The following is a 19,016-nucleotide window of genomic DNA, read 5'->3' as shown; positions in this document are numbered from 1 at the left end:
GTCTTAACGCCTTTTTATTTATCTCTGACAAGAGGGAGCTTTTTAATCACGCGCTCCAATTCACCATAGTTTTTGATATTGTAATTTCTTGTCAATGGATTTTTCCCATAGCCTTTATTTATTACTGTTACAAGGGCTTTGTCTTTAATGAGCTTAAACTTTTCTGCAATTTCATTAACTCTATACCATCTCAATCCTGAATTGGTCATGTTAGGATCAATGGCGGCATCAGTCATGCTCAATTTCCCATCAGGTTGAACCACAAAAATAGCGGGTTGGAGAGTGATGTTTTTGAAACCAAAATAAGTGAATGTGCCATCATCAAAAATTTCAGAGGGCATAATATGTTTAGAGCGTTTTTCAGGCGCTTGGTAGTAATTGTAGTTTCTAGGCACAGGGTTTCTTTTTAATGCATTATGCACGTATTGAGTCTCTAGCGCCTTTGCTTGATCTAGTATAATTTTTTGTTTTTCTTCTCTTATTTTTTCTTTGTTGATAATCTGTTCATTGCTCGCCATCATCACTCTATTGATGTAGGCTGTGGTGTTAAGATTTTCTTGCTTGATCAATTCTCTCTGCCTCTTTGCTTCTTCCCTCTTTTTTAGCTCCTCTTCAATAACGCTAGAAACTTCGTGTCTTTGTGGGTATTCTAATTTGACTGTTAGATACGCTGAAGCAAAATTGTCTTTTTGAGCTATCCTCAAAATGAATTGATACAAGGCTTTATTAGTCCGCACAACAAGATTAGTTCTCCAAGCGCTATCGCTAGGAGATAATTCTATGGAGTTATCCTCAGGACTTTTTTGAGGCTTATCTGTCTTAATACTGATTTTATCTTTGGCTCTTTGCTTGATTGTCTCTTCAGCTTGTTTCTTGTTGAGTTCTTCAATTTGTTTGAGCGCATTAGCTTGAGCCTGCTCTTGCATGTCCTCTAGTCGTTCCATTTGGTCTAATTCATTTTCTCGTTGTTGCTTGATAAATTCGCTAAGATTTTTGTTATTGCTCAAATTTTGTGGGTTACTCATAGCGTTAGTGAGATTTTCTAAATTGGCTCTATTTTTTGCGCGTTCTTCTTTTCTTTTTTCTCTTTTATCTTTTTGCGCTTTTTGCGCCTGTTCTTTAGCTTCTTTTTCTTTTTCTAGAGCTTTTTTTTGTTCTTCTAATTCTTTAGGGTCAGGTGCATCTACGATAAGTTTTTTTGTTTTTAAAAATTCTTGGTAATCTCTTGTCATTAGGGCAAAATTCACTGCTTCTTTTTCAAACATGAGATTACTTTTTACCGATTTAGGTTGAATGAATATATGATTAGAATTAGGCACAATACTCCAACCTTTATTGAAACCTGTTGTGATGTAAGAAATAGTTTCATCTTTTTCAAGTTGGATCACAGTAACATTGTCTAATGAAGTCCAAATCGTAATAGGTTTTTCATCTCCCAAATAAGCAATCTTCTTATTCACCACTTTCACCCTACCACGATTAAAATTTTTAATGTCAGGTGCTGCTGCTTCTATTACGCTAGATAAAAATAAATAACCAAGACAGAAACAGCCAACAATTTTTTTAAAAAATGCCTGCCCCATCAACAATTCCTCTTAAAAAATATTTGTAATTGCAACACAAGAATAAAGTGGCTTATCCTTTAAACATAGATCCACCAACTCTTCCAACCATTAAGGCATCTCTTTCTCTATCCATTCTGCTGCCATCCATAGAAACAGAGCTGAAAATGGTGTTAACGATCGCATTGACACTTTCAATAATCGTCTCTATGAAACCCTTTAAAATAAATAAAGTGATAAGACTCGCAATGGTTGAATCGATACCTAGTCCCCCTTGATTGATGTTCTGTATAGCAACAGAGGGCGTTATGGTCAAATTGAATGCCAATAATGCCAAAACACCAAAGAGCAAAATAGGAATAGCTAAAACCAAGATAAACAAATTATTAATAAACCATATCAATATGTTTTTCATAGAATCTTTGAACCAATCTAGCACGATCAAACATACCGCAATAGGGAACACAATACCGCTAAAAGCCCCCGCTATCAAAGGTTTCACAACCACAGTGCTTATTCTCATAATGATAGTTACTTGCATAAAAATAGCGAATAAAGAAATACCTGCCACTTGCAAGCCTTGTAACAAACTAGGAGCGTTGTTGCCAACATTAGAAAAAACAGCTCTTACCGCAGGTAAAATTGAATTAACAGTGTAATTCAGCACTAAATCTAAAGCCCAAAAAAGAACTTGATTCAGCCCAAAAGCGCCTGCTAAACCAAAATAAATGGAATAAGAGATTTTATAAAGATAACCAAAACCTGCATAGGCAATAAAAGAGACCATCGCCATTTTGAATAATGTCCCCCCAATAAATCGCATGTATTCAAAACCTATGTTAAGCTGAATGCCATTTGAAATATCTCTCAATTTCATAAAAGAAATAAAAACAAAAATCCCAAAAACAATATAAATTAGGTAAGAAACAAAATCAAGATATGACCCTTGCCCTATGATAATATCAGGCAGATTGACTACACCATATGCAGGAAGAACAGCAGCGTCCGCTCCTTTGACAACAGATTCTAATGCGGCAAAAGCAAGCATGGCTGTAGTGTTGTTTTGCAGTTTATTTGCAGTGAATTCTTTACCAATCAGCCAAATTAAACCATCAGCTGTAATATTCGTAGAAGCTTGAGCGGTTATTGAGCCAATTATTTGCAAAAGAATATTGCCTTTCACATTGTCCTCAACACCGCCTTTGGTAAAATTCTGAATCTTGTTGCTCAAATTGTCTAGCACGCTATCCATGGATACATCTATGTTTTTATTTATCAATGCGTTCCAACCAAAATTACAGCCACTTGATGGCGTTAGAGCAAAACCTTGTATAGCTGTAGCAACACTTGCCCACGCCGATCCCCATAAAGGACCTAAAGTATTCAAATATTTCACCAGATTGCTAGCGGCTAAACTTGTGGCTAATGGTGTGCTAAGCGCTTCGATCACACCCTGCCCTGAACTCTTTCCACTCCCTGATGCACCAATAGATGTATAGCCTGTCAAAATATCTGCAAAACTTTTGTTGGTTAAAACATAACTCGGTATCAGCATGCAATAAACTGTTTGGTAAATTTTGAGATTTGAAACAATGGGCAAATCAATAGCTTTCAACCAATTAGGAACAATGAGAAAAAAACTTATGATCGTTATAAAAAAAGTCCTTTTAATATTAAACATGCTCTTATTGTTTTAATGCCTTATTTTTTGATTCCACTTCTTTAATCTTTCTTAAAATTTCGCTTACCGTCTGTTCGTTTTGTAAATCTGTGATTTGAATGTCAAACACTTTGAAGCCAAAAGGATTGATGATAAGATTTTCTTGAGAAGAGTTACCTCTAGCAAAATCATAATAAATAGTTACTTGTTTTTTAGTGATATATTCATAATTTTCCATTGTATCAGGCGTGATTTTGATGGTAATGAAAAACGTTAATCTCGTTAAGGGACTATTTTTGACTTTTTCTCTTTGTATGTTAGAGCTAATGATAGCTTCTGCTCGGACTTTATCTACGAATTGTCTGATATTTTCATTGAACATTCTCATTGCTTGGGTTTGGAAACTCACATCGCAATACTGCATTAGTTGATCCTTGCGATCCCTCAAAGAATTTTTGCTATAACCAAACAGCAATGAAACAAATTTTGAAGTTGCACTATCCACAACAGCTTCAGAATTGACAATTTGTCTAGCATCGGAGCGTTTAACAATTTTAAATTCTCCTGTGTATCGATCAATGCCATAAACAAATATATCCGTTTTCTTCAAAGGCATCATCATTACAATACTCGTTACAGCGGCGATATTGAGCACCATAGAGAGATAAAAAGCCCTTTTGAAAGTCCTATTGGCCTTATTGAGTTTTGCCAATCTATCAAGGGCTATCACACCCCCAACCAAATTTTCATCAATCAAGACTTTCTCGTTTTTTTTCCCTAACATGCGACAGCTTTATTGTTTAGTTCATTGGTTCGTTGGTTGTAAAACTTGAGAAATACTTGAGAAATTTTTTCATCAAAAACTCCTTAAAACAATTTCAGTTATAGTATAGCAAAATTTCTGTAAAAATATATATTTGAAAAAACCTTTAACAAAAACCTTTTTGGATAAGGCGTTGAACAAAGATTCCTTATAAGTAATGTAAGCAGCGAATTGCTTCAAATAAGAAGCAAGATGAAACACGATGCAACTCAAAAAGTAAGAGCAATGAGTAAGCAGTCGTAACCTAATAATGAAATTTTAGAAGCACCTAATTCAAAGAGATAAGACAATCACAACTCATAGAGAGAATGGTATAATATCAAAACAATTTCTCAATTTAATTCTTGAAAGGAATTTCATGAACGATACAACAGAGCATCATGGATCCAATCCGCTAAACGCCCCACCACCTAGCAACTCACAGAGCAATGATCTTTTAAATTTGCTAGACTCGTTATATCCCAAAGGGAGTTTAGGGGAGCAAAGATTTCACGAAGCTTTAAAGAATCAAGAAGAGTTGAAAAATATCCTGATAGAAATAGAAAAGCTACCGCAAGAAAAAAGGTATGAACTTCTGATGCAGATAGGACAAGCCAAACAAAGAATAATGGAAGCATATGCTCATTCATTCTTAGGGTATATAGGAGGGTTAGAGCATCTGTTAGGATTGTGTATGGGTGGGATATTTGTTTTGTTTGCAATCTATTTTGTATTTTTAAGAACTAGCAAAAACACAGAGCTAGTGGAAAGTCTAAAAACAAAATTAAAACTTCAGTATTTTTACTATGCCTTTGGTGTGGGTGCGGTTTTGTTTTTTGGATTAGAAACAATTAGATCTATTTATGAACTATATATCTTAGGAATTGGTAGCACTAACGATAAGGTGCTTTTTGTTTTGAAAAACATTTGCTTCATAGGTATGGGCTATTTGATTTATAAAGTTATTAAGGTTATTGGTATAAAAAATTTTATCAATGGTCTTTTCGCTTCAAAGAAACAAGGCGCTGCAGAATGAAACTAATGAAACGAGAGCGATAAGGAGAAACAACAATGAAACTGAGAGCAAGTGTTTTAATCGGTGCGGCAATTCTGTGCTTAACTTTAAGCGCGTGCAGTAATTATGCGAAAAAAGTGGTGAAACAAAAGAACCATGTTTATACGCCTGTGTATAATGAACTGATAGAGAAGTATAGTGAGATACCCTTAAATGACAAACTCAAAGACACACCATTCATGGTGCAAGTGAAGTTGCCAAATTACAAGGACTATTTGTTGGATAATAAACAAGTTGTACTAACTTTCAAACTTGTTCATCATTCTAAAAAGATTACGCTCATAGGCGATGCCAATAAGATACTTCAATACAAGAATTACTTCCAAGCTAATGGAGCAAGATCTGACATTGATTTTTACTTGCAGCCTACTTTGAATCAAAAGGGTGTGGTGATGATAGCGAGTAACTATAATGATAATCCTAACAACAAAGAGCAACCACAGACCTTTGATGTGTTGCAAGGAAGTCAGCCAATGCTAGGAGCTAACACAAAAAACTTGCATGGCTATGATGTGAGTGGAGCAAACAACAAGCAAGTGATCAATGAAGTGGCAAGAGAAAAAGCTCAGCTAGAAAAAATCAATCAGTATTACAAAACTCTCCTACAAGACAAGGAGCAAGAATATACCACTAGGAAAAATAACCAACGAGAAATTTTAGAAACATTGAGTAATCGTGCAGGTTATCAAATGAGGCAGAATGTGATTAGTTCTGAGATTTTTAAGAATGGCAACTTGAACATGCAAGCCAAAGAAGAAGAAGTTAGGGAGAAGCTACAAGAAGAAAGAGAGAATGAATACTTGCGCAATCAAATCAGAAGTTTGCTCAGTGGTAAGTGATTGGAAGAAAGGGAGAGAGTAGATTTTTCTAAGGGTAGAGAGCAACGCCAATAGGCGTTAGCCTTACTTGATAGGTAAGGCGATCAAGTAGGTAATCTTTTTAAAGCACTCATCATTTTTTAATTCTATCTCTGCCTAAGACAAATATTTTTCAAACTGAATTTTGTTAGTTACGCCGAGATTTTTTGTTCGTTTTCCACATCAAGCATTTTGCACTCCTTTTTCTTTCATGTATTTTTCAAGATCAAATTTCATCAGCAAATCCCTAACATAGTCGTTATATTGTTCAATGGTTTTTAGATTAGCATAGAAATTCACTTCTTCATCTGTCATCACAAACAATTTCAATAGTGGGAGTTTGGTGCCATACAATTCTATTTGCGAGTCCATTTCTCTAATGCTCATCTTGAACATGATGGGCTTACTGAAGAAAGGCAGAAATATTCCAAGAATGGATCGATCAAATTTAGAGAATAAGAAATTAGGATTCTCTGCAATCGCATGCAACAGCTCCATAGTTTCACTCTCAAGCAACCGATAAACCTTTTTAAATTTATCAACACCAATGCTTTTGATAACAGCGCGATAATCTTTCATGTAATTTCTTAGAACCTTATCTAGCGCTCCCTTGTTTGTATGCATCTGTTTGAAAAAATCATGCATGGTTTTTATTTGATCTATGATTTTCTTTTTTTCATCAGTGTTTAAAAGTTCGTTCTCTTGCAAACTCTCAATAAGTTTTTCTTTCTTATCTTTTGAGTCAGCAATCATTGAGAAGAGTTTTCGCATGTTATTACTCATATCGCTCTTGATCCCTTCAATGGATTTTGTTTCTCTTTAGATTGTTTAAATCGTAAAGGTTTGTATTAAAATTATACAATATCTGTTGTGTGAAAATTTCAGAGCGGTCATGATTCAAAGAGCAAGAAACTATTTTTTAATCATAGAATATTGTTTCAATCACTCTTATATCTATTTTTCAAAATCTACAAAAAACGCTTTCACAAATAGCTCTAAAAACCGATTTAAAAAAGTTTTAATGCTGTAAAAAAGCAAGATAAGCCGTAAAAATGCGTTACAACTAAAATAAAGGAATAACTCAATTTTCAAAAAGGAGTCTTAAGTTACCATTATCACGATGTTAAACAAGTTTTTAATTAAGATTCTCAAGACCAAATTCAGAGAGATTATTCAATATTTTCAATGGATATTGAGCTTTTCAAAATAGCAAAAATCAATCATAAATCAAGCATCAATAAAATCATAATGTTCAGCTAGTGAGTTATTACCCATTTTAAGGGATTTAGCAACCTTGATGAGAGCATAGTGTAATAGCGAAAAGTCTTATGACAGATTAGTGGGTTATGAGATCAAAACACACTATAGAGTGAAACTCTTAAAGAGTAAATGGGAAAAAAGAAAAAAACCATATCAATGGCATAGAGAGTTTTTGATCCTTTTAAAAAGGTTGTTTAAGTAAAATTAAAGTCATAAAAAGAGTATGCGTTTTTAGCGTGTTGTTAGGTGGAAAATCATTGGTTCTTCAAGATTTTTGTAGTGAAAAGACAGATTTTAGTGGGTATTGCGATGGTTTAGTTATTGATATTGCAATCGTTTTTATCTGATGGATACAAGCGCTTCTCTTTTAATTCTTTGATTCCACTGAGTGAAAATTCTTTGTCTTGTTATTCTAAAGTTTCTTTTGAAGCGAGTAGAAAATTAAGGGCGGTAAAAACCTTGTTGATCAAATAAATCTCTCTGTGAAAAATGAAAAAATTCCATCTTTAGATGGTTAATGCACCACTAAAGTTTTACTTGGGGGACACTCATTTTATTAGCGGTTCTGTCTGATTTGCTACTGCTAAAACCATTGCCAATCAAAGCAGATCCCATGTTTTTCATACTACCAAATCCATTCTTCAGCACTTCCGTCATAAAATCCTTGATATTATCCATGGGTAAGTTGAATTTCTTCTCTAATATTTCATTAAGTCCCATCATTAACATCAGGAAGAACAAAAAATTTAATATCATAGAAAACAAATCGCTAGATAAACCTGAAAAAAGATTTGTTCCGCCACCCAACAAAGAAGCTAAAATTTTTCCCATTAATCAGTCCTTTTATTTTTGGATTCCTATTATTTTTGGTTGCACAAGTTCTTGCTTGCTCGGAGTTCTAATGCGTGTTTTAGCAGAGAGCATTCCACAGCAATATACCTAAGCCACTAAGAAAATCCTTTAATCCTAAAATTATCCATGAAATCAAGAGCTATAATAATCACCAACCACAAACAAACCAAACATTTTTTGCCACCAAACATTCATACTCTTTTTGCTTTTATCTCCTATTATAGCAAATTTTTCTTAATATTAATTGGAAAACCGCCACCATACCAAAAACAAAATTGCCAACACACTGAACGCAGAATTGTTTTTAAAAAACGCTCCTTTAAATTTAAAATCATGTAGTTTGGGATTAAGATTGCTATGGATTTTTAAAAATAAAGAAAGTTTAGAAAATTTTACGATACCCTAAAAAATTTGTATTTTATGGACAAATTTGAAAAATTTTTAAACAAGACTCTAAATGACCCATTAGGCTTGCAACAAGATTGCCAAAAAGCTTCTGTATGGTTATGCACAAAAATAGGCTTGGTTATAGACAAAAGGAGTGTTGTAATTTATACGGGATTTAAAATCTTGTATTGGATTTCATAGAAGTATCTTAACACTTTTTAGTTTAAATTGGTCTATTGTTAGGAGTTGTAGGGGACGCTCCAATGTTTAGCAGAATACACTAAAAATTAAATGGATGAGATAGAACGATACTAAAATAGCCTAATGGGCTAGGCGCTTACATATGGTGCTTTAAAGGATGGAGTTTTTCGCTAGTAAGATAAAGTTATCATTAGAGCTTGAGATACTTACAAAAACCAATTTTGCCATTGAGTCATAAGCATGATTAGCTTCATTGTGAAATTTGCGTGGCTTAAGAGATAGTATTTGCTTATTACACTGAGAGAAACGAGTAGCAAAAGATAAGTAGTGTAATAAAAAAAGCTAGGTTTTATTATAAGAGCAAATAAGAATAATATTGGATAAACTAAAATCACCCCTGCTCCATAAGAAAAAAGCCCTATTAAAAAACCTATAACGATAGAGCTGATATTGAACAGCCTATAATAAAGGCTGTACTTATCTAAATGTTTGTTGAAAGAATGTTTGAATTGTAAGAAGTTTTGTTTTAATTTGCTAATTGGCTGTTTCATTTTGGTTTTTAAAGAAATAGTTCAAGGCGGTGAACCTATAAAGGAGCATAAAATAATAAATATTTTACAAAACCACCCTAATCTAACTCCAAATCTCAAAGAATACCCCACTTGCTGATACTAACATGTGGTATAGCACAAACCAACGACTTGTTTGTTTGTGCCAAACAAAGAACAGAAAACATCTGTTAAAGAATAAAGGAGTTTTCCATCTAAAAAACACCAATCCATTGTATAAAAATAATCTTAAGAGAAACTTAAAAAATACCAACAAGCCGCATACAAGCAAGAAAAACATAACACTATAAGACCTAGATTTTACTTACCTTTTGGATATGGAAAAATTTTGATCCATAGTTTTGTAAAAATTGTGGTAAAATGTATTGATATTTTTTGAAATTTTAAGGTTACAAAAACTATAAGATGCTTGCAAAAATCGTTTTTGGCTCATTGGTTGCGTTTGGAGTTTTGTCGGCTAATGTGGAGCAGTTTGGTTCATTTTTCAACGAGATAAAAAAAGAACAAGAAGAGGTGGCTGCAAAAGAAGACGCTCTTAAGGCTAAAAAGAAGCTCTTAAACAATACGCATGATTTCTTAGAAGACTTGATTTTTAGAAAACAAAAAATCAAAGAGCTTATGGATCATAGAGCTAAAGTTCTTTTAGATTTAGAAAACAAATACAAAAAAGAAAAAGAGGCTCTAGAGAAAGAGACAAGAGGTAAAATCCTTACCGCTAAGTCAAAGGCTTATGGGGATCTAGAGCAAGCCTTAAAAGATAACCCTCTCTATAAGAAACTTCTTCCTAACCCTTATGCCTATGTTTTAAACCAAGAAACATTCACCAAAGAAGATAAGGAGCGTTTGAGTTATTACTACCCCCAAGTGAAAACGAGCAGTATTTTTAAAAAAACTACCGCTACCACTAAAGATAAGGCTTTGGCTTTGCTTCAAATGGGTGTGTTTTCTTTAGATGAAGAACAAAACAAAAAAGCGAGCCGATTAGCTTTATCTTATAAGCAAGCGATTGAAGAATATTCCAATAACATTTCTAATTTATTGAGCAGAAAAGAATTGGATAATATAGATTATTACTTACAGCTTGAAAGAAACAAGTTTGACTCTAAAGCAAAAGATATTGCCCAAAAAGCTACTAACACGCTTATTTTTAACTCGGAACGCTTGGCGTTTAGCATGGCGATTGATAAGATCAATGAGAAATACTTAAGGGGCTATGAGGCTTTTTCTAACTTATTGAAAAATGTCAAAGATGATGTGGAATTGAATACTCTGACTAAAAACTTTACCAATCAAAAATTGAGTTTCGCTCAAAAACAAAAATTGTGTTTGTTGGTTTTAGACAGCTTCAATTTTGATACCCAATCCAAAAAATCTATATTAAAAAAGACTAATGAATACAATATTTTCGTAGATAGCGATCCTATGATGAGCGATAAAACAACTATGCAAAAAGAACACTACAAGATATTTAATTTCTTCAAAACAGTGCTTTCTGCATACCGAAACAATGTTGCCAAGAATAATCCCTTTGAATAGGAAAGGAGACACTCTTGAAAAGTATCTTCAAAAAACTAGGTTCTGTCGCTCTTTATTTTTTAGTTATTTATGGGGGCTTAAACGCTATCAATACAGCATTATTACCGAGTGAATACAAAAAATTAGTGGCTTTAGGCTTTAAAAAAATCAAAACATTCCATCAAAGACATGACGAAAAAGAAGTTACAGAAGAGGAAAAAGAATTCGCCACTAACGCTTTGAGAGAAAAATTACGAAATGATAGGGCGAGAGCAGAGCAAATTCAAAAGAATATTGAAGCGTTTGAAAAAAAGAACAACTCTTCTGTTCAAAAAAAAGCGGCTAAGCACAAAGGATTACAAGAATTAAACGAAATTAACGCTAACCCTTTGAATGACAACCCTAATAGCAATTCTTCCGCTGAAACCAAATCTAATAAAGATGATAACTTTGATGAGATGATCAATAAGGTGAATGAAGCTTTTGTAAAACCTGCTGCTCCGCTTGTGCCTGATGAGTGGAGAACACCTGAAATTGAAATCATTATCAATGAGTGTATTATTTCAAGCAACGATTACGATGGGTTAAGAAAGTGTTTGATCAAAGGCATCAAGGATCAAAAAATTCTTGCCCCCTTATTAGAAAAAATTCAAGAAATAGAGACAGAAAATAACAAATTTTCTAGACAACACTTGAGTGGTTTAAAACTCGCTCTTAATAACAGCAACAATAGAACTTTTCTTATAGCTTCGTGCACTATTTGTGAGAAGAGAAAAAAAGAAATGGAGCAAGAAAATAACTACCAAGATACTACAAATGCAAGTGAGTTTGGCACTACTGATACAAAAGAAAATGAAGCAAAAGATGCAACATTTTCAAACAATCGCTCTAAATCTGAACTGCCCAATAGCGTCATTAATCAAATAGAACAAAGCATCGCTCATGGAAAAAAATAGCGATCCAAATTATTAGCTCAAAAAACAACTAGAGAAACAAATCCCAAAAATTAGAAATTATAGCCTATCGTCTCAGAAAAATCATTTGACAATGATCTTACTTGATTGCCTTTCTTGTAGGTATTGCCGCTTACTTTGTTCTAGGGATCTTTCTAATGCGTCCAACTCCTCTAAATAATTTAAAAAGACCTTGTTGTGAGCTAACATAAGCTTTTTGATTCCTTTGATGAAATTTTTATTTTTTAGGCTTTCTACAAGCGTCTGTGAAGCAGTGATTAAGGAAGCTGTACCTCCAATGTTGCTCTGATATGCCTTTAGAGAAGTTTCTAAACGCTCTCTTATATTTTGTTTTTCTTGCTCGATTTTCAGCTTCCCCTCACAATAAAGAACTAAAACTTTATCGGATATTCCACATTGTTGCTCAGCAGTCTTTTGGTCTAAGGGATTGATTTTCATATAGGTTAATAAAAGTTCAGGGCTAGACATATAAGTCTTAAAAATCACATCTTCTGAGATGAAAAATAACTCATTCGCTTCAAAATTGGCTTTCAATAACGCTAAATCTCCTCTCAAAGCAATGGCCGCTTTTTTGATGTTTAGAGCATCTTCTTCACCCATTTTATCATTAGTGCTAGGGCTAGTGGTTGAAAAAATTTCATCTAAGTTTTTGAGCACTTGTTGGTTGGTCTCTTGGTAGGTACTATCCAGTTGCTTTAAGCCGCTTGTTATATCTTCTGCCATCAAAACAGACAATAGTAAAAAAGAAGATATGGTATTTTTCACGAGTGTTTTCATTTGACAATAACTTTAGAGCTAGCAATGTTTCTTGCTGTCGTTTCTCTTTCTAATTTCAGTTGTTCTTCCCAAAGGTCGGCTTTTTTTTCAAGATTCTCTATATAGTTTAAATGATTTTCTGCGTTTAAGATAGCAACTTCTATGAGCGCGTTCAAATCTACTGATCCTTTTAAGGTTTTGATTTCTCCATTGATCCCATTCAAATAAGCGATATTTTGAAAATCTGCATCACTCAGTTTATTTTGAATAAGGGCTACAATCATTCTGTAATTCTGAATAACCTGTTCCATAAGGCATGCTGAAATTTTTAGCCCATCAAGATAGGGGCATTTTGTGGGCTCTAGAGTAAATGTTTCAACGATTCCAAATGGTGTGCCCATTCTTGAAAAAAAACTAAGAGCAGGCGCATAGATGGCGCTTTGAAACAAAGCCTGACCCGTTAGGGAATTATAGTCAATAAGAGTTGCTTTTTGCATAGCTGTTTTCAACCATGTTTCAAAACTTTCTAAGGTTTCTTCAAACGCCTTGATACCAATCGTATTGTAAGCGATGTATTGAGCGTTGTCAGAAGAACTTCCTAGAGCTTGAGAAAGCATTTCCATTTGTGTTTTTAGGGTAACGCTCGGTTCAAAGCTGTTTTTTAGTGCTTCTAAGAGAGCGTTTTGCTGGTTCATTTTGAGCTTGATTATTTCGTTATTTTTTTGGAGCGCAATTTGCATATTTTGGATTTCTGTTTGGGTATTAATTTTTTGTTTTTCCACGATCATTTTGACATTCCCCCCCAATGCGCTAAGCGCGCTTGAATACCCTTCCATGACGCCAAGCAAGATGTCTGAACCTGCAAAAAACCCCCCTGTCATGCTATTGACACCATTAATAACGCCATTAGCCCCTTTTAACATAGCGCTCATAGTTGCAAGCTGAGTTCTCAATTCTCCCTCTATTTGCGCTTGAATGGCTTTTTCTTTGGCACTAGATTGAGCCTCTATAGCTTTTAATTCGGCCTGAGCGGTTTTTTGTTTGGCTTGTGCATCCGCCTGAATGGCTTTTAAGGCAGGTTCAAGCGTTATTACTGCCTCTGCACCATTCAGAGACAAACCACAAAAAGTTAAGAAAGAAAATATGCTTAAAAAACATTTCACATCTCTTTCCTCACTTCACAATTATTTTAGTTTGCACCCTTTCTGTTAAGTAGCTATCTTTTTGCCCCTTAAGCTTGTCTTTGATGTAATCAAGATAAGTCAAATGCGATTTCAAAAAAGATTTATTCGCTATTATATTGTAATTATATAGCGAGCTTATGTTAGAAATCGCTTGAGTGTCATAGGTGCTAGTAGCTAATCCTGATTGATTAAGTATCATTTGAGAAGCGTTCTGCAACAAATTGGTATTGTTTTTCACAAATTCTATATAGTATTCTCTCAAAATTTCTGCTACTTTTTCAGCATAGCAATAAACGACAAGAACTTTGTCCCCAATAGGGCATGCAGGAGTGGTCATAGGATTAACGCCTGAAGTTAGGGCATTAGCGGCTAACGCCTGGTATTTAGCATAAACAGTGGGCATAGAAACGCTCATAGGAGTCATAGAAATTTGCATGCAACTAAAAAACACTTTTGATGAGCCAACAAGCGCACCTAAAGCGGTACAGCTATCAAGGGAATCGGCTGTATCATTCATTGAGCTGTTGCTTGCTTGAGAACGCAGTTGCTCTTGTAGAGCTAGGGTGTATTTTGGTGCTGCACTTGTAATATTGCCTAAGATACCGCTCATTATTTCAACCGTTGTTGGCACACTAGGAACAGCGATTTGATTCGTCGCATAAGCTTCAATAGCGCTAGGATTTTTAGGGGTAGTGTTACTCGCTAAAATGCTTGCAATCTGACTATTAACAGCACTAATTTGCGCACCTTGTGTGTTGCCTTGCGCGTTAAATTCCCCTGTCAATTTGCTGATATTTAAGATATTGTTCCCCACAGCCATGCTTTGATCGTTAAAACCTTGATACAATTGGTTGTATTGTTGGTTAGCGGCTTTCATAGGCATGCTTACGGCTTCAGCGATGCTCTGATTGTATTGGGTCATGATAGCGGTCATTTGCGGATTAGTAAATCCTACAACAATAGGAATAATCGCTGCTGACATAGCACCCGCTACTATTCCTGCAAATGGCCCTGCAACACCACTTGTGCTTGAGATGATTGAGGAGATTTCCGATAAGAATCCTGCAGAAGATGATTCATATATAGCTTGTGTACCTGCCATGTTAATACCCCCCTAGTTAATACCCTAAGATCGGTGGTAAAAACGATGAATCTGAGTATGTTGGCGCATAACCATACATGAAAGGATTGTTTGGACCGTAATCGCCCATCATTTGGCTCATGAGAAGATTTTGAATGCCCCACATCGCATTGATACCTAGATTATCATTAGGTTGAAAACTCCCTAAACTTATGTCGTCAAACTTGATATTAACATTCTTATCGTTATAGTCATTGAGTATGGCCACTTTTTGCTCTAGGGTTTCTTTAGGGATCTCTATTTTTAGTTGATCTCTAGAAACAAGCCCCACGCTATTTAGCGCCATATCTTCAGGACTAATATCTTTTATCTCAGTGTTTTGATCAGCGTTAAGCGGAGCGTTAAACATGCCAATGATAAGACACCAAGCAAAGAGTAATTTAATTTTATAAAAATTCGTTTTCATACTTTTGACTCCTTTATTCTTATTTTTAGCACTATTTTAGCGCATTAACACCACTCAATCGCTGTTTTTGTTTTGATTTTTTTGATCGAGCATTTTGTTTGTTACTTCATCAATGTTTTGAAAATATTTTTCAAAAAGCTCTTTCTTTTTAGCTTCAACGCTCATATCAACCTGAATCCAATTAGGAACAATGGAGTCCATGATTAAATGCGTGAAGTCATAGGCATGATTGGTTGGGTATATTTTGTTTTGAACATAGTATTCTAAAAAATTCGCTTGAACAAAAAAATTCTCTATATCGCTCTGCATATCCTCGCTTATGTTGTTATTGATAGGTTTTTCTAGTAATCTGAGAACCCTATACGACTGCATGATAGTTTCTAGCATGAAGTAAACATAAACATAAACTAATGAGACAAAAGAATTATTTGCCTTAAACGAGCTTGCGTCATTTTTCCCGCTTTGAAGAGGAATTAATCTTGATAATGTTTTTTGGGGATCTTGCCCATCGTTTATTTCTTTAAAAAAGCGGAAGTCTAAATCCTGATTGCTGAGAAACGACTTAACAAAGTGGAGATTAGCGTTGAGACTATCTATGAGACCTGAATAAAGGTGTTCTGTTTTGACATCATCTATATTTAAAATATTCTCATAAAACACATTGACATGGTCTTCTAAGAAATTAGAAAAATCATAGAGAGTGGTAAGGTTTTGTTCAGTGATTTCGCCTTCCATTTCTTCTTCTATGAAGTCCAATTCTTCTCTCAGTTCAAAAAGATAATTAGAAAAACTATCCAAAATCGTCAAGACATCATTTTCTAAAATTTTCAATAATTTTTGTTCGCGCAAACTTTGTTTCATTTTAATACTCCTTTATTTGTTGATACATTTGCCTTAGGGCCTGATATTTATCTATGATACTATGGTTTTGGATAATCTTGTCAATTTCTTTGACAAATACAGTATCCGTGGATAAAATTTTCAAATATTCTTTAGGAATGCCTCTCAAATTAAAACTAGCGATAACGCTAGGGCTTCCATCTTGTTTGTAGAGAATTTTCCTATCTAGCCCCTTAGTGATGATTTCAAATTCTTTTTCTGTAACATTAGCTAATCTTTGGTAATCAGAAAGATTGCCCCCATCGTTTCTCAAAAAAATCTTTGTAGGGCATTGTTCTCTAATAGTATCAGCAATAGGGCAAGCCAAAAGATCAGTGATGCTTTGAGTCGCAAGTCTGACAATAGCGTTTCTTTTCCTTGCAGTTTTTAGCATGTCTCTCACAAAATAAGCGACCTTTGGATCGCCTAAATATTTCCACGCTTCATCAATATCTAAGACAAATCTACGCCCATCCATTGCCTCTTGGATACGAGCGAAAAGGTAAAAACAAATAAAGGGCGAAACATCATTATTGTCTAAGAAACTTGACCCATCAACGCCAATAATCGTTTTTGAAAAATCTAAGCGATCTATTGCTTTATTATCAAAAAGCCATTGAAATTCACCATTGGTTGATTTGCAAAAAGGCGCTAATCGCGCAACAAGCCCATTAGGATCATTGTGGTCTTTCCCGAAAGCATTAATAAGTTGAGTGATGGGATAATCTAGGTTCATATCTCCTGTGATAAGGTTGGTTACTGCCGCTGCAAGCGTATTAGAATCTGCTAGGCTAAAAGAGATGCTGTTGCCATTTTCATCTTTTTCATCGCTTTTGGTTGCTAAGTTTTTCACAAGTTCTTTGACAACAGAAATAGCTGTTTGTTTTTGCTCCATTGTTGCATTGGATTTTTGCACACAAGCCGCCCAAGCAAAAGGATTTAATCCCGTATCTGTCCCTAGCTCAATCTTGACATACTCCCCACCCATTGCGACAATATTCCCATAAGCACCATAATCTTTATCCATATAGACCATAGTGAGCTTTTGCTTGTCTTTGCTGACATTAGCAGGAAAATTGTGAACAAATTGTCCCATAGCGTTTAGAGTCATGGACATAAACACTGTCTTACCTGAACCGGTTGAGCCAAGTATCAAAGTGTGTCCTGCTGAAGCTGAACCAAAATCAGTAGGCATGTGGAAGTTCAAATAAAAAGGCGAATTGATCTCGCTTTTTAAAGTCATAACACTATTGCCCCAAGCGTTATTCTCTTGATTGCCATCAAAACTCATAGCCCTCATGGCGATGAAATCAGCAAAATTATTAGAAGTTACATCAAAAATAAAAGGAAGCGTGATAAAAGAGCAATGTTTGGCAAAAAAGTAATTTTCCATAGAGAAAGTCGCTGCGTTGGCTAAAAAACCTTTAGCGTTAAGACTAGAGACGCATTCCTTAACGCTTTGTTTCATTTTTTCAAAGCTATCAGCAAACAACACTAAAGAATTACCATAACTGCCTAGCGTAATATCACCATTACCCACTAATTCGCTCAAGCAACCTAAAGTCATGCCCTGCTCTTTAGAGCCTCCACTAATAATAATTCTTCTAGAGGTGAAAGCTAGTTTGTCCTTTAAAACCTGTGAGTTTTTAGGCGAATAAGCATGCATAAAGATGAATTCGCAGTCTAAAGCGTTGATTTTATCAAACAAATCGCTCTGTGATTTAGGGGCGTATTCACTAATCTCAATAGCGCTAAAATATTTTTCACTCAAATCGTCATTTAAGATTTTTCCATGTTTATTGGCAAAATAAACTTCTTTCACCCCACCATGCATTTTTTCCTTGAGATACAAGTCTTTTCTGTTGCAAATAAAAGGGGCTTCATTCATTCCCACAAGAAAATTGTAAAACTCGCATTGTTTGGAGTAAATAACCCCATCTTTGGTGTATTCTTTTAATCTAGTGGGGTGGTATTTGCTCAACAGCTCTTCTATGAGTTCTATCCTATCCTTGAAGTTTTCAAGCTTGGCTCTAATAATCCTTTGAAACTCTTCAAAATTATTGTCTGCAAAATGCTTTTTATTCATAACGGGTTCATTGAGAGTGTCTAATAAATCTTGCTCTATGGTCAGAAAAAAACTAATATCATAAAAACTTTCTCTCTTTTGCTTCTCATTATAGGCCCGCATAAAATCATTAGAAAAAGCAAGGCTATAGTCCCTATTGGTTTCATCAATAACGATTTTCTTTTTAACGGTGTGAAAATAAAATTTGAATTCAGGGGTAACAAAATTCCTAAAAACGCTATAAATAGAAGCGTGTAACTCTATGAGATCTTTTTTGGAAGTGGTTAAAAAATCAATGCCTCCCAATTTGATTGTGCCTAAAAGAGAATAGTTGTTAGTAAGGATCACCCCATCATCTAAAAAACATTCATAGTTATTCGCTAGATAGGAGTTTGTAGCACTCACAAGTCTGTCTTCTCTGTTTGGATTTAAGTGGATGTCATTAGCCATTTCTTTACTAGGCTTCATGGAAAAAATGCTCATGAATGCTTTGTTTTTCACGCCCTTAAACAAAAAAGGTTTTTTAAATTTCATCGCTCGCTCCATTCTTTGATAAAGCCTGTAATCTTTCTTGAAGCCAAGAGCTACAAGCACAATAACAATCGCTACAATCAAAACAGGTTCATAGGCTTGGAAAAGAATAACAGATAATACAATGGTTACAAACAATATAAATATAGAAGAATAAATAAAAGTTTCAGGGAAACCAAACAACCTATTCCCCCCATCAAACAAGACTTTAAAAAAGGGATTGACACCTTTTTGCATGTCTATTTTAAGTTCTTCTATTTTTTGAAACTGCCGCTTTTGAACCTCTTGCTCTATGATTAGCTTTTTTTGTTCATCAGCTTGCTTGCTTGCCACAAACACC

17 protein-coding genes and 1 pseudogene are annotated in these 19,016 nt (G+C 34.7%); 5 read left to right on the top strand and 13 right to left on the bottom strand.

The features are described from left to right. Positions 1–14 precede the first annotated feature (14 nt). From cagX to cagV, 3 genes are read right to left on the bottom strand one after another with little or no spacing between them, the layout of a single operon-like run. On the bottom strand, positions 15–1,583 hold the full coding sequence (gene cagX, locus QAP06_RS03850; protein ID WP_286464862.1) for a type IV secretion system apparatus protein CagX: 1,569 nt from the start codon (positions 1,581–1,583) through the stop codon (positions 15–17). 52 nt (positions 1,584–1,635) lie between these two features. Next, complete coding sequence (gene cagW / locus QAP06_RS03845) at positions 1,636–3,243, bottom strand: cag pathogenicity island VirB6 family T4SS protein CagW (RefSeq protein WP_286464861.1); 1,608 nt, start codon at positions 3,241–3,243, stop codon at positions 1,636–1,638. A 4-nt stretch (positions 3,244–3,247) separates the two neighbouring features. Beyond that, positions 3,248–4,006 (bottom strand): cag pathogenicity island type IV secretion system protein CagV, encoded by a 759-nt coding sequence (cagV, locus tag QAP06_RS03840; protein ID WP_231258031.1) that lies wholly within the window; start codon positions 4,004–4,006, stop codon positions 3,248–3,250. Between the two features lie 397 nt (positions 4,007–4,403). Between cagV and cagU the strand changes: the two genes are divergently transcribed. Further along, on the top strand, positions 4,404–5,060 hold the full coding sequence (cagU, locus tag QAP06_RS03835) for a cag pathogenicity island translocation protein CagU (RefSeq protein ID WP_140548515.1): 657 nt from the start codon (positions 4,404–4,406) through the stop codon (positions 5,058–5,060). A 35-nt stretch (positions 5,061–5,095) separates the two neighbouring features. Continuing rightward, positions 5,096–5,938: a type IV secretion system apparatus protein CagT gene (gene cagT, locus QAP06_RS03830; protein WP_000776454.1), complete on the top strand. Its 843-nt coding sequence runs from the start codon at positions 5,096–5,098 to the stop codon at positions 5,936–5,938. 201 nt (positions 5,939–6,139) lie between these two features. On the opposite strand, the gene cagS is transcribed toward cagT, so the two are convergent. The 4 genes and pseudogenes from cagS to cagP all read right to left on the bottom strand — a co-directional run bounded on the left by cagS (position 6,140) and on the right by cagP (position 9,207). Further along, positions 6,140–6,739, bottom strand: coding sequence for a cag pathogenicity island protein CagS (cagS, locus tag QAP06_RS03825; protein WP_000069579.1), 600 nt, complete (start codon positions 6,737–6,739; stop codon positions 6,140–6,142). Between the two features lie 1,002 nt (positions 6,740–7,741). Further along, the gene (locus QAP06_RS03820; protein WP_240705980.1) at positions 7,742–8,047 is read right to left on the bottom strand and encodes a cag pathogenicity island protein; all 306 of its coding nucleotides are present in this window, start codon (positions 8,045–8,047) and stop codon (positions 7,742–7,744) included. Between the two features lie 29 nt (positions 8,048–8,076). After that, positions 8,077–8,263, bottom strand: a pseudogene (locus QAP06_RS07785) (hypothetical protein). A gap of 599 nt (positions 8,264–8,862) precedes the next feature. After that, positions 8,863–9,207 (bottom strand): cag pathogenicity island protein CagP, encoded by a 345-nt coding sequence (gene cagP / locus QAP06_RS03815; protein ID WP_000812856.1) that lies wholly within the window; start codon positions 9,205–9,207, stop codon positions 8,863–8,865. 423 nt (positions 9,208–9,630) lie between these two features. Here cagP and cagM point away from each other — a divergent pair, with 423 nt between their 5' ends. Beyond that, the gene (cagM, locus tag QAP06_RS03810; RefSeq protein ID WP_000879865.1) at positions 9,631–10,761 is read left to right on the top strand and encodes a type IV secretion system apparatus protein CagM; all 1,131 of its coding nucleotides are present in this window, start codon (positions 9,631–9,633) and stop codon (positions 10,759–10,761) included. A 14-nt stretch (positions 10,762–10,775) separates the two neighbouring features. Then, positions 10,776–11,696, top strand: a complete 921-nt coding sequence (cagN, locus tag QAP06_RS03805) for a cag pathogenicity island type IV secretion system protein CagN (RefSeq protein ID WP_140472601.1) — start codon at positions 10,776–10,778, stop codon at positions 11,694–11,696. Between the two features lie 81 nt (positions 11,697–11,777). Here the strand turns inward: cagN and cagL are convergent, their stop codons facing one another. The 3 genes from cagL to QAP06_RS03790 are packed head-to-tail and all read right to left on the bottom strand — an operon-like array spanning position 11,778 to position 14,588. Further along, positions 11,778–12,491, bottom strand: coding sequence for a cag pathogenicity island VirB5 family T4SS-associated adhesin CagL (cagL, locus tag QAP06_RS03800; protein ID WP_286467266.1), 714 nt, complete (start codon positions 12,489–12,491; stop codon positions 11,778–11,780). Further along, on the bottom strand, positions 12,488–13,633 hold the full coding sequence (gene cagI / locus QAP06_RS03795; RefSeq protein ID WP_286467258.1) for a cag pathogenicity island type IV secretion system translocation protein CagI: 1,146 nt from the start codon (positions 13,631–13,633) through the stop codon (positions 12,488–12,490). The genes cagL and cagI overlap by 4 nt, the downstream gene beginning before the upstream one ends. Before the next feature lie 10 nt (positions 13,634–13,643). Continuing rightward, complete coding sequence (locus tag QAP06_RS03790; RefSeq protein WP_240445157.1) at positions 13,644–14,588, bottom strand: sodium:calcium antiporter; 945 nt, start codon at positions 14,586–14,588, stop codon at positions 13,644–13,646. Here QAP06_RS03790 and QAP06_RS03785 point away from each other — a divergent pair. After that, entirely contained in the window at positions 14,575–14,772 is a 198-nt protein-coding gene (locus tag QAP06_RS03785) for a hypothetical protein (protein WP_033590711.1), read from the top strand. The genes QAP06_RS03790 and QAP06_RS03785 overlap by 14 nt on opposite strands. Here QAP06_RS03785 and cagG read toward each other — a convergent pair whose 3' ends face one another. Genes cagG through cagE form a run of 3 tightly spaced genes read right to left on the bottom strand, consistent with a single transcriptional unit; the run spans position 14,773 to position 19,015 of the window. Beyond that, entirely contained in the window at positions 14,773–15,201 is a 429-nt protein-coding gene (cagG, locus tag QAP06_RS03780) for a cag pathogenicity island type IV secretion system translocation protein CagG (protein ID WP_050826281.1), read from the bottom strand. Positions 15,202–15,255: 54 nt separating this feature from the next. Continuing rightward, complete coding sequence (gene cagF, locus QAP06_RS03775) at positions 15,256–16,062, bottom strand: type IV secretion system chaperone CagF (RefSeq protein ID WP_286467239.1); 807 nt, start codon at positions 16,060–16,062, stop codon at positions 15,256–15,258. Between the two features lies 1 nt (position 16,063). Beyond that, positions 16,064–19,015, bottom strand: coding sequence for a cag pathogenicity island type IV secretion system ATPase CagE (gene cagE, locus QAP06_RS03770; protein WP_286467232.1), 2,952 nt, complete (start codon positions 19,013–19,015; stop codon positions 16,064–16,066). Position 19,016: the final 1 nt, after the last annotated feature.

This window comes from Helicobacter pylori (assembly GCF_030323545.1).
GTDB classification, from domain to species: domain Bacteria; phylum Campylobacterota; class Campylobacteria; order Campylobacterales; family Helicobacteraceae; genus Helicobacter; species Helicobacter pylori_CO.
The sequence above is the reverse complement of the archived record's forward strand: the minus strand, read 5'-3'. Positions and strand labels throughout refer to the sequence as shown.

Bases quoted from the DNA above. Each gene is read 5' to 3' on its own strand.
- cagF (WP_286467239.1), bottom strand. From the start codon at position 16,062: ATGAAACAAAGTTTGCGCGAACAAAAATTATTGAAAATTTTAGAAAAT.
- cagU (WP_140548515.1), top strand. From the start codon at position 4,404: ATGAACGATACAACAGAGCATCATGGATCCAATCCGCTAAACGCCCCA.
- cagT (WP_000776454.1), top strand. From the start codon at position 5,096: ATGAAACTGAGAGCAAGTGTTTTAATCGGTGCGGCAATTCTGTGCTTA.
- QAP06_RS03820 (WP_240705980.1), bottom strand. From the start codon at position 8,047: ATGGGAAAAATTTTAGCTTCTTTGTTGGGTGGCGGAACAAATCTTTTT.
- cagM (WP_000879865.1), top strand. From the start codon at position 9,631: ATGCTTGCAAAAATCGTTTTTGGCTCATTGGTTGCGTTTGGAGTTTTG.
- QAP06_RS03790 (WP_240445157.1), bottom strand. From the start codon at position 14,588: ATGACCGCTATCATGACCCAATACAATCAGAGCATCGCTGAAGCCGTA.
- cagX (WP_286464862.1), bottom strand. From the start codon at position 1,583: ATGGGGCAGGCATTTTTTAAAAAAATTGTTGGCTGTTTCTGTCTTGGT.
- cagS (WP_000069579.1), bottom strand. From the start codon at position 6,739: ATGAGTAATAACATGCGAAAACTCTTCTCAATGATTGCTGACTCAAAA.
- cagP (WP_000812856.1), bottom strand. From the start codon at position 9,207: ATGAAACAGCCAATTAGCAAATTAAAACAAAACTTCTTACAATTCAAA.
- cagV (WP_231258031.1), bottom strand. From the start codon at position 4,006: ATGTTAGGGAAAAAAAACGAGAAAGTCTTGATTGATGAAAATTTGGTT.
- QAP06_RS03785 (WP_033590711.1), top strand. From the start codon at position 14,575: ATGATAGCGGTCATTTGCGGATTAGTAAATCCTACAACAATAGGAATA.
- cagW (WP_286464861.1), bottom strand. From the start codon at position 3,243: ATGTTTAATATTAAAAGGACTTTTTTTATAACGATCATAAGTTTTTTT.
- cagG (WP_050826281.1), bottom strand. From the start codon at position 15,201: ATGAAAACGAATTTTTATAAAATTAAATTACTCTTTGCTTGGTGTCTT.
- cagL (WP_286467266.1), bottom strand. From the start codon at position 12,491: ATGAAAACACTCGTGAAAAATACCATATCTTCTTTTTTACTATTGTCT.